Source organism: Mangrovibacter plantisponsor (assembly GCF_003182475.1).
GTDB classification, from domain to species: Bacteria; Pseudomonadota; Gammaproteobacteria; order Enterobacterales; family Enterobacteriaceae; genus Mangrovibacter; species Mangrovibacter plantisponsor.
On the sequence record NZ_QGTS01000028.1, the window covers coordinates 1 to 8,527 of the forward strand.

The window sequence follows — 8,527 nt, forward strand, 5'->3', positions numbered from 1 at the left end:
GTAAAAACCGGTACCTCGCAGACATCCAACCACGCATTCAGCCAGGCGCGCTTCACGGCAAAAGGCGTTAAGTGGGTTAGCGGGCTGTGGATTGAGCATGTGATGAAGGGATCCGCAGCATGAGGGCACTGTTAACACCGGATGTCGCCCGGAAAATGGGCATTGTACTGTTACGCCCCGGGCCGGAACTGATGCCACTCTTTTCCCGTGGGCGTGTACTGGTGGAGCATGAGCCTGCCGATATGGCAGATTTGCCCACCGGACTGGTACCACCCGTAAGGCAGCCACTCACGGAAGATCCGTATCTGCTTCGTTTCTTTCTTGATGAACGGGTTATTCAGGCGGCAGGTGGCGTCAGCGCCCTTGAAGCCTGGCTGCTGATGAACGGGAACACCTGCCAGTGGGGCGAGGGCGACTATCACCACAATGAGATAACCACCCGCAGAGAAGCCGAAGGCGCGTTACGCCTGTGTTGGCACTGCGACACCCAGTTTCGCGATCAGTCATTTAAGGCACTTACCGATATCGCCAGGAAAAACGTGGTTGAGTGGGTAGTGGATAAAGCCAGGGCAGCGCTTCACTTTGATGAAAGCCACACACTCACACTGCCTGAGCTTTGCTGGTGGGCTGTTCGCCAGCGCGTCTCCGGTGCCTTTCCTGAGCCAATGGCTGAACAGGCGCTGGGCTGGCCGGTGGAGCCCATCAAATCCGTTTACCGTGAATGTGACCTGATTCCTTCGGTACTGGCCACCAGCGTGATAGAGGAACACGTAAAACCGGTGCTTACCCTGGATGTTGACCCGGAAACACCGGAATCCTTCATGCTGCGTCCAAAGCGCAGGCGCTGGGTAAATCAAAAATTCACGAAGTGGGCAAAATCGCAGCCCTGTGAATGCTGCAGGAGACCAGCAGACGACCCCCACCACATTATCGGCCACGGGCAGGGTGGGATGGCAACCAAGGCGCATGACTTGTTCGTGATACCGCTGTGCAGGGCGCACCACGATGAGTTACACGCCGATACCGTGGCATTTGAAGAAAAGTACGGGAGCCAGCTGGCCCTGTGGTTTCGTTTTATTGACCGTGCGCTGGCAACTGGCGTTCTGGCGTGATTAAGTGGAGAGTATGAATGAACCGTGATCGTGATATGTACGAGGTGATGGAACGCTGGGGCGCATGGGCTGCATCAGACAATAGTGGCGTAGACTGGCAACCCATAGCAGCAGGATTTAAAGGGCTTTTGCCTTATGGTAAGAAATCACGTATTCAGTGTGATGACGATGAAGGCATTATGATCGATAGCTGCGTTGTAAGGCTGAAGGAACATAGACCTGAAGAGTGTGAATTACTTATTGCTCATTTTGTCATTGGCATTTCTCTCCGAACTATAGCGAAGAGAAAAAAATGCTCTGATGGAAAGATTAGAATAGAGTTACAAGCAGCTCTTGGTTTTGTTGATGGAGTGAGTAGAACTATTTGAGAATTTAAAATGAGGGGCGATAAGCCCCTTGAGTTATAATATTGTTGCTGCTAAAAATGTCTCTGCTGTCATTTGATTAGTTAGGCATTTATTAAAGTATATATAGCCATACTGGCTATTATTGTGTATAGCCTTTACAGTGCTTCCCATTTTTTTTGTTATATCCAAGGCCTCAGCGAATTTCCCTTTATCTTTCTGGGTTTCTATTAAATCCTTGGGTTTTGAAGCGCAGTAAACGGTAGATGATAGATTTTTGTATATATTTATCATGTCACATCTAGGCAAGCTAGAGTTATCATAGGTTGTCAAAACGGATACTGGATTTAATTTTATTAACTCATCCCATGTTCTGGCATGATAACCTGTTTTTGAACCATGATGAGGCAATTTAAATAATCCGGTCTTTTTGTTTTTCGGACTATTAACTGCTTCACATACGGCTTCCCAGCCTTCTTGTTTAGAAGTCTCTAGATCTGCACCTAGTAATATTTCATTGTTTTGGGAAGTTGGTGACATTATGCGAGTAACAATACAATAATGGTTAGGATTAACTAACCTTCCAGCAGCACTTGCAACTTCTCGAGAATTAGACGCAACTTTCAATGAGTTGACAAAATCTAGCTTAGACTTGGTTATATCTCTATCGCAAGGTGATAGAGCATGTACTTCAATGTTTGAGCCGCTCCTATAAAGTAGACAGTCCCTTTTCGCATATTTGATTCTGTCTTCTGCATCCAGGCTTGGTAGAAGAGCCATTATTTTATTTATTTCTTTTGTTTTTGCCATTTCTTGACCATTGATGCTGAGCGCATTAATGTATTTTTCGAACTCATTAGTATTTAATGCTGCGCTTATGACAACAATTGCGCTTTTGCACTGTTCGATAGTTTCACTTAAACCTCTGATGTGGTCGTCATGAAAATGGCTTATCATTATTAATTTGACATCAGTCTCTACATCAATCCCATTAGATTTCAAAAAACTTAGTGCTGCAGGTTGATTGTTACCATCCATACATGAGTCAACTATCATCCACTCATTTATGGATAATTTAACTAGAATCGATTCGCCCACACCTTTACCAAAAACAGCTGCTTCGCATTCAAATACTGGAGCTGACGACACTTAAATTCACCATGTAATAATCTGTTATTATAGAGAAATTGGGTTAAATACACGTCTTAACCTGAACTCTGAAACTCGCCGCTCTTGGCCGAATATTGTTCTTTCTTTTCCTACATGCCAATAGAAAATTGCATTCTCAACTATTTTTTGTTGATCGCTTTTAGTAAATTCCAATGATGAAAAAACAATGTCGTCTATCATTTCGTGGTTTTCTATATCATAAATTCGCGCGCGGATTTCATAACTTTTATCTTTTTTTGTGATTTCGTCAATTATGCCATATGCATCTAATATTTTATGCAATGAAACAGTCTTCTCTTTTTTTCTTGCTAGAGATTTTTTCCATGAAGAATGTTCATTTTTTTTCTTTATGGGAGTATCTGGTTGTATTAAAGCAATGCCAGCAATGTTTGTTTCTATTATTGCATTTTGCATGCTTTTACTATATTTCTTTACTTTTTCGATGCAGGTTTCAGAATTGTTTTCTAATGTGATTATTTCAGCAGGTTGTTTGCTTTGATTAATCAGAGGCTTATGAAAAAAGAAAGAGGTCTTGCTTTTTTCTTCAGATTGCTCGTAATTGCGCGTAGTTGCAACATCTAACCATGTTACTTCGCTCATGATAATACCCTTCTAAACATAGCTTCATGACTATTGATATCATTTTTCAGTGCTTCATTAATTTGCTTAGGTATTATTTCTCTTAGCAAATTAGTAAACTCAACTGATTTTTTATCTTCTAATATGCGCAGTTCATGATTATATTGTATGTGTAATCCATAATTAATGTTGTCACTCTTTTTTATGGGGGCATATGTTACATTAATTGTCTCACTATATGAGTCGGAATCTTTAGGGGTTGCATTCTCTATTGCAATAACAAGATTTTTCATTCCATAATGATATTCAACATCATTTAACAATATTTTAGAGTTATTATTGTTATTCCATAAATCTTTTGGTACTAAAGCATTGCCAATGTTTTCCCAATCATTTTTATCATCAAAATTATATGTGTATAATGTATTAATACCTATAGCTTTCGTTTCGGCATGTTCAAACATTGCAAATATAGAGCTTGTCAGGTCAGCTAACGCACTCTCAAGCCCACTCCGTGATAGCTGAAAGACTGCTTTAGTAGGGCTACACTGGATTTCAATCCATCCATAGTCTGTAACTATAGTATCTGGACCAAAATTAGAGTTAGAGTTGTTTATGTCTTCTTCACGCAAAAGTTCATAACGCCTAAACCACTCGGGAGAAAACATGAGCGGAGTGATGATCGGTGAGATCCATACAACGTTAAGAGATTGTTTAACCAGCTTAAATTTCATTTCTTTGCGCCACAGAAGAGAGTTTTGACTTGGGGCTAAGCCATATTTCACGACACATGACATAGCTACCGCACGGTTATCGTACAATCAGCCAGGCCTGCTTGATAAAATCAATGAACCTTTAACTTTGTCTTTCACACTAGCAAAAAGCTAACGCGTACGCAAAAACTATTGTACTGTGATAAGAGTGGTCACACAGACACAACGCTTATCAGTTAAGAAACCTCGCCCCGGCGGGGTTTTTGGCTTTATCAGGGCAGTATCTGCGCTTCTGGTACCACAACTTCATTCTTATCTTGCTGGCATGGCCAACCAGAGTTATCTGTGTGCCTACACTCAGTAACCGGAAATATTTTCATGCTAAAACAGCAAAATATGACAGAAACTGCCGCCGCAGTCCTTCATTTTTTACCGTCAGATATATGGACCCGTGTTGATGATGTTGCCCGTATAACGGGCATCACTTCGCCACGGTGCCAGTTAATACTGACCCAGTTGTCTATGGCTGGCCTGGTGAAAGAGAACGGGGGAGACGGCGGGAAGTTTACGCGCTGCCAGTAATGGCAGTTTTCCAGCTGTGGAAATGGGCGGCTGGTGGGTGTTAGCGCACCCGGCCAGCCATTCGCCTATGCTTGCAGGTCACAAGCGAACCACGGCCCACTGCTTTCGCGCAAAAGCACAGTGAGCCTACCAGAGTTACGCTTACTGATCTATGAAAAATACTGTAAAAATACCCAGTATTGAGCTGGTCAATGATGACTGCTTTCAATACATCAAAACCCTTCCCGATAATTCCATTGACCTGATTTGTACGGATCCGCCGTATTTTCGGGTAAAACCGGACGGCTGGGACAACCAGTGGAAAGGGGACAGTGATTACCTGGCCTGGCTGGATATGTGCCTCGCGGAGTTCTGGCGGGTGCTGAAACCGGCAGGCAGTATTTACCTGTTCTGCGGCCACCGCCTGGCGGCTGATATTGAACTGCTGATGCGTAACCGCTTCGACGTGCTTAACCATATCATCTGGGCCAAACCCTCCGGTCGCTGGAACGGCTGCAACAAAGAAAGCCTGCGGGCCTATTTCCCGGCCACTGAGCGCATCCTGTTTGCCGGTCACTACCTCGGCCCTTATAAGCCGAAAGATGATGGCTATGCGGCGAAGTGTGACGACACCAAACGGCACGTTATGACGCCGCTGATTGATTACTTCCGCAATGCCCGGGCTTCACTGGGGGTCACGTCAAAACAGATTGTGGCGGCTACGGGTAAAAACATGGCCTCACACTGGTTCGGTGCCAGTCAGTGGCAGTTACCCAACGAAGCGGATTACCTGAAACTGCAGGCGCTGTTTTCCGACATAGCCAGGGAGAAGCAGCAACAGCAGGAGCTGGAAACACCGCATCACCAGCTGGTGGTTGAGTACCAGGCATTAAGCCGCCGCTATGTGGAATTACTGGAAGAGTACAAAGCCCTGCGGCGCCCGTTCTCTGTTTCGGCTGCTGTACCCTATACCGATGTCTGGACACACAAGCCGGTACAGTTCTACCCGGGCAAACATCCCTGTGAGAAACCAGCGGATATGTTGTGCCAGATAATTGAGGCCAGCAGCAGGCCGGGTGATGTGGTGGCCGATTTCTTTATGGGGTCAGGTTCAACTATCAAGGCGGCGACTTTGCTGGGCAGAAGGGGGATTGGTGTGGAACTCGACACCAGTCGCTTCGTCATTACCCGGAATGAAATAAATGAGTTTGTTGGTCATCCCGCCATAGATATATGACCTTGTGGTATGGATTGGTAAAACCTGTTTTTTGCTGAAATTATATTTAAGTAATGGTTAATTTTTATCTGACTGTTTCATTTTTGACTGGTTAGAAGCCACGTTATTCACCTGATGGTAGTTAATGCCGATTTGACATATAGGCAAATTTTGTTTTGATATTTTTGAAACGTGATCAAAAATCACTCACTCAGTGATGAAATGAAAGCGCTAAAGTATGCATCTGAACAAATACCAGGCACTGGCCATTCATCTAAGGGAAATAGCAGATGAGACCCATTCAATGGGGAGAGACTTCAGTATTATTGATACTAAAGTACTGACGACATCAGCAGCAGCAATCGAAGAATTGTTGACCAAGCTGCAACTTGAAAGGGGTGATGAGGATATAGCCGACAGCCAGGTACTTTAATCCTCCCCCCAACTACACAAAGCCACCTTCGGGTGGCTTTTCTATTTTCAGGCCCCGGGTATCAATCTCAGATAACCCGTGAACCATGAAGCCCGGGAGCCTGAATCTTTTCCCCCGCACAGCACCCCGTTCAATCGGAGGTGAGAGACTATGAAAATGAACGACCAACCCGGAAACATTGTCACGCAGTTCTTTGCGTGGCTTGCCGCGATTGCCGCCGGACTGGGGCTGACCACGCAGGATGTCGTTTACATGATATTTGGCCTGATTGGTGTCGTGATTTCTCTGGCCTCTTATGTAAACGGGCGTATTGATGCCAGGCGGCGCAGGAAGGAAGACGAAAAACGTACCAGCATGATACGTGAGTACCTTGAGGAAGAGAGCGATAAGCCATCCTCAGAACGTCCTGCTGTGGTTAGCGTGGTTGCTGATGCATTAAAGGAGACCGGTGAATAATGGCTGCTTCTCCCCAACTGCGCTACAAACTCAGTGCCGCTGTTTTGTCGCTGGTACTGGCCGGTGCTCCCGCCTCAGTTATCCTGGACCAGTTCCTGAACGAGAAAGAAGGTAACCACCTGAATGCCTACCAGGACGGCGCCGGGATCTGGACCATTTGCCGTGGCGCCACGCTGGTGGATGGCAAACCAGTAAAAAAAGGGATGAGGTTAACCCGGGCCAAATGTGATCAGGTCAATGCTGTGGAGCGTGATAAAGCACTGGCGTGGGTTGATCGCAATATCCATGTATCACTTACCGAACCCCAGAAAGCGGGGATCGCCTCGTTTTGCCCGTACAACATTGGCCCGGGTAAGTGTTTCCCGTCCACGTTCTACAGGCGCATTAATGCCGGTGACCGTAAAGGTGCCTGTGAGGCCATTCGCTGGTGGATTAAAGATGGCGGGCGTGACTGTCGTATCCGTTCAAATAACTGCTATGGGCAGGTATCGCGTCGGGATCAGGAATCAGCGCTTACTTGCTGGGGGATAGACTGATGAACCGGGTAACGTCGGTTGTCTGCATCGCTCTGCTCGGGCTGGTGGCAATTCTTGGCTGGTTTGTAGACCACTACCGCGATAACGCCATCACTTATAAAAGTCAGCGAGACCAGGCCACTCAGTCACTGAACCTGGCGAACTCAACCATTTCAGACATGCAGGTGCGACAGCGCGATGTTGCCGCCCTTGATGCCAAATACACAGGAGAACTGGCCGATGCGAAAGATACTATTGAGCAGCTTGAACGCGATGTTGTTGCTGGTAAGCGTCGGTTGCAACTCAACGCAAAATGTCCTGCGAACGGAGAGACCGGCTCCGACGGTATGGGCAATGCGTCCGGCGCCAGACTTACTGACGCCGCTCAACGGGATTATTTCATTCTCAGAACCCGAATCGAAACCATCATCGGCCAAGTGAACTACTTGCAGAACTACATCAGGCAGCAGTGTTTAAATTGAGCCTCAGTCGTTGATTTTTTTCATGTATTGAACCCACTCAGAAAAACTCAATGCGCTAAGTTGATAATTCTCAACGTTGTGATCTTCAGGAATAGGTAGGTGACACTTATAAATAACAGTGGCCTCTGCATCATTACCATTGTAAGCTGGGAGGTATCCTATAACGGTATTTTCTCCACAACTACCAGGGGTGTTCTCACCACTAATGTTGTGAATTTTGGTCCATTTGTCTTTTGACCTGATCCATGAACAAATTGATTCAACTTGGTTTTTATAGTGTTCCATTTAACTCACTCCTAATTTATGAGAAGTAATCAAGCCTAACTTCACCTAATGACAAGTATCTAAATAACACTCACCGACAAACCAGAATATTTTGTCTCGAGTAATTCAACAATATCCACCTTCACACAGATGAAAGCTAGATGAATTTATGTTGCACCGTGCTGAAGGTTATCGAATGAAGTTATATGCCACCTCGCACCCCTAAAGCCTGCCGCAAACGCGGCTGTCGCAATACCACCACTGATCCCTCTGGCTACTGCGAAATCCACAAAAGCGAAGGCTGGAAACAGTACAAGCCAGGGCAGTCCCGCCACCAACGGGGCTACGGCACGAAGTGGGAAGTTATCCGGGCTCGTATTCTTCGCCGTGATAAAGGTTTGTGCCAGTCCTGCCTGAAACAAGGCCGGGCAGTTGAGGCGTCCTGTGTCGACCACATCATTGCCAAGGCGCAGGACGGAACAGATGAAGATTCAAACCTGCAAAGCCTGTGCTGGCCGTGCCACGCAGCGAAAACAGCGCGTGAGCGCCTGAAGTAACACCACCCTGGCCGATGGCTCACAGGGGAGGGGCGGGTCAAATCTCTGCCACCTGTCACCTTCCGGACTGCCCGCCCCCCTGAATTTTTATACCCGCGAAAAATGAAATTTAACCAGGAGTGCCG

Annotated in this window: 13 protein-coding genes and 1 pseudogene; 10 read left to right on the plus strand and 4 right to left on the minus strand. The window is 46.2% G+C overall.

What is annotated here, in order from left to right; genetic code table 11:
* From DES37_RS25980 to DES37_RS24815, 3 genes and pseudogenes are all read left to right on the plus strand, one after another.
* Positions 1–123: pseudogene (locus DES37_RS25980) on the plus strand (phage regulatory protein/antirepressor Ant); the annotation flags it as partial.
* The gene (locus DES37_RS24810) at positions 120–1,112 is read left to right on the plus strand and encodes a DUF968 domain-containing protein (RefSeq protein ID WP_110028216.1); all 993 of its coding nucleotides are present in this window, start codon (positions 120–122) and stop codon (positions 1,110–1,112) included. The pseudogene DES37_RS25980 and the gene DES37_RS24810, both read left to right, overlap by 4 nt.
* A gap of 17 nt (positions 1,113–1,129) precedes the next feature.
* Positions 1,130–1,480: an antiterminator Q family protein gene (locus DES37_RS24815; protein WP_110028217.1), complete on the plus strand. Its 351-nt coding sequence runs from the start codon at positions 1,130–1,132 to the stop codon at positions 1,478–1,480.
* Positions 1,481–1,513: 33 nt separating this feature from the next.
* Here the strand turns inward: DES37_RS24815 and DES37_RS24820 are convergent, their stop codons facing one another.
* The 3 genes from DES37_RS24820 to DES37_RS24830 are packed head-to-tail and all read right to left on the minus strand — an operon-like array spanning position 1,514 to position 4,026.
* Positions 1,514–2,605 (minus strand): ComEC/Rec2 family competence protein, encoded by a 1,092-nt coding sequence (locus tag DES37_RS24820; protein WP_110028218.1) that lies wholly within the window; start codon positions 2,603–2,605, stop codon positions 1,514–1,516.
* A gap of 27 nt (positions 2,606–2,632) precedes the next feature.
* Entirely contained in the window at positions 2,633–3,226 is a 594-nt protein-coding gene (locus DES37_RS24825) for a hypothetical protein (RefSeq protein WP_110028219.1), read from the minus strand.
* Positions 3,223–4,026, minus strand: coding sequence for a hypothetical protein (locus tag DES37_RS24830; protein WP_245930185.1), 804 nt, complete (start codon positions 4,024–4,026; stop codon positions 3,223–3,225). Before DES37_RS24830 ends, DES37_RS24825 begins: the two co-directional genes overlap by 4 nt.
* A 270-nt stretch (positions 4,027–4,296) precedes the next feature.
* Between DES37_RS24830 and DES37_RS24835 the strand changes: the two genes are divergently transcribed.
* The 6 genes from DES37_RS24835 (at position 4,297) to DES37_RS24860 (ending at position 7,581) form a co-directional block, all read left to right on the plus strand.
* Entirely contained in the window at positions 4,297–4,500 is a 204-nt protein-coding gene (locus DES37_RS24835) for a DprA-like winged helix domain-containing protein (RefSeq protein ID WP_110028221.1), read from the plus strand.
* Positions 4,501–4,651: 151 nt separating this feature from the next.
* A complete protein-coding gene (locus tag DES37_RS24840; RefSeq protein WP_110028222.1) occupies positions 4,652–5,716 on the plus strand; it encodes a DNA-methyltransferase in 1,065 nt (354 codons plus the stop codon).
* A 217-nt stretch (positions 5,717–5,933) separates the two neighbouring features.
* Positions 5,934–6,128: a hypothetical protein gene (locus tag DES37_RS24845; protein WP_110028223.1), complete on the plus strand. Its 195-nt coding sequence runs from the start codon at positions 5,934–5,936 to the stop codon at positions 6,126–6,128.
* A 150-nt stretch (positions 6,129–6,278) separates the two neighbouring features.
* Positions 6,279–6,584 carry a hypothetical protein gene (locus DES37_RS24850; RefSeq protein ID WP_211320576.1) on the plus strand — a complete coding sequence of 102 codons (306 nt, stop codon included), beginning with the start codon at positions 6,279–6,281 and terminating at the stop codon, positions 6,582–6,584.
* Positions 6,584–7,120, plus strand: coding sequence for a lysozyme (locus DES37_RS24855; protein ID WP_110028224.1), 537 nt, complete (start codon positions 6,584–6,586; stop codon positions 7,118–7,120). Before DES37_RS24850 ends, DES37_RS24855 begins: the two co-directional genes overlap by 1 nt.
* On the plus strand, positions 7,120–7,581 hold the full coding sequence (locus DES37_RS24860) for a lysis protein (RefSeq protein WP_110028225.1): 462 nt from the start codon (positions 7,120–7,122) through the stop codon (positions 7,579–7,581). The genes DES37_RS24855 and DES37_RS24860 overlap by 1 nt, the downstream gene beginning before the upstream one ends.
* A 3-nt stretch (positions 7,582–7,584) precedes the next feature.
* Here DES37_RS24860 and DES37_RS24865 read toward each other — a convergent pair whose 3' ends face one another.
* Entirely contained in the window at positions 7,585–7,866 is a 282-nt protein-coding gene (locus DES37_RS24865; protein ID WP_110028226.1) for a hypothetical protein, read from the minus strand.
* A gap of 185 nt (positions 7,867–8,051) precedes the next feature.
* Between DES37_RS24865 and DES37_RS24870 the strand changes: the two genes are divergently transcribed.
* Complete coding sequence (locus tag DES37_RS24870) at positions 8,052–8,402, plus strand: HNH endonuclease (RefSeq protein WP_110028227.1); 351 nt, start codon at positions 8,052–8,054, stop codon at positions 8,400–8,402.
* The last annotated feature ends 125 nt before the right edge of the window (positions 8,403–8,527 follow it).

Excerpts from the sequence above, each read along its gene's own strand:
- DES37_RS24810 (WP_110028216.1), top strand. The coding sequence starts at position 120 with ATGAGGGCACTGTTAACACCGGATGTCGCCCGGAAAATGGGCATTGTA.
- DES37_RS24815 (WP_110028217.1), top strand. The coding sequence starts at position 1,130 with ATGAACCGTGATCGTGATATGTACGAGGTGATGGAACGCTGGGGCGCA.
- DES37_RS24825 (WP_110028219.1), bottom strand. The coding sequence starts at position 3,226 with ATGAGCGAAGTAACATGGTTAGATGTTGCAACTACGCGCAATTACGAG.
- DES37_RS24835 (WP_110028221.1), top strand. The coding sequence starts at position 4,297 with ATGCTAAAACAGCAAAATATGACAGAAACTGCCGCCGCAGTCCTTCAT.
- DES37_RS24840 (WP_110028222.1), top strand. The coding sequence starts at position 4,652 with ATGAAAAATACTGTAAAAATACCCAGTATTGAGCTGGTCAATGATGAC.
- DES37_RS24845 (WP_110028223.1), top strand. The coding sequence starts at position 5,934 with ATGCATCTGAACAAATACCAGGCACTGGCCATTCATCTAAGGGAAATA.
- DES37_RS24850 (WP_211320576.1), top strand. The coding sequence starts at position 6,279 with ATGAAAATGAACGACCAACCCGGAAACATTGTCACGCAGTTCTTTGCG.
- DES37_RS24855 (WP_110028224.1), top strand. The coding sequence starts at position 6,584 with ATGGCTGCTTCTCCCCAACTGCGCTACAAACTCAGTGCCGCTGTTTTG.
- DES37_RS24860 (WP_110028225.1), top strand. The coding sequence starts at position 7,120 with ATGAACCGGGTAACGTCGGTTGTCTGCATCGCTCTGCTCGGGCTGGTG.
- DES37_RS24865 (WP_110028226.1), bottom strand. The coding sequence starts at position 7,866 with ATGGAACACTATAAAAACCAAGTTGAATCAATTTGTTCATGGATCAGG.
- DES37_RS24870 (WP_110028227.1), top strand. The coding sequence starts at position 8,052 with ATGCCACCTCGCACCCCTAAAGCCTGCCGCAAACGCGGCTGTCGCAAT.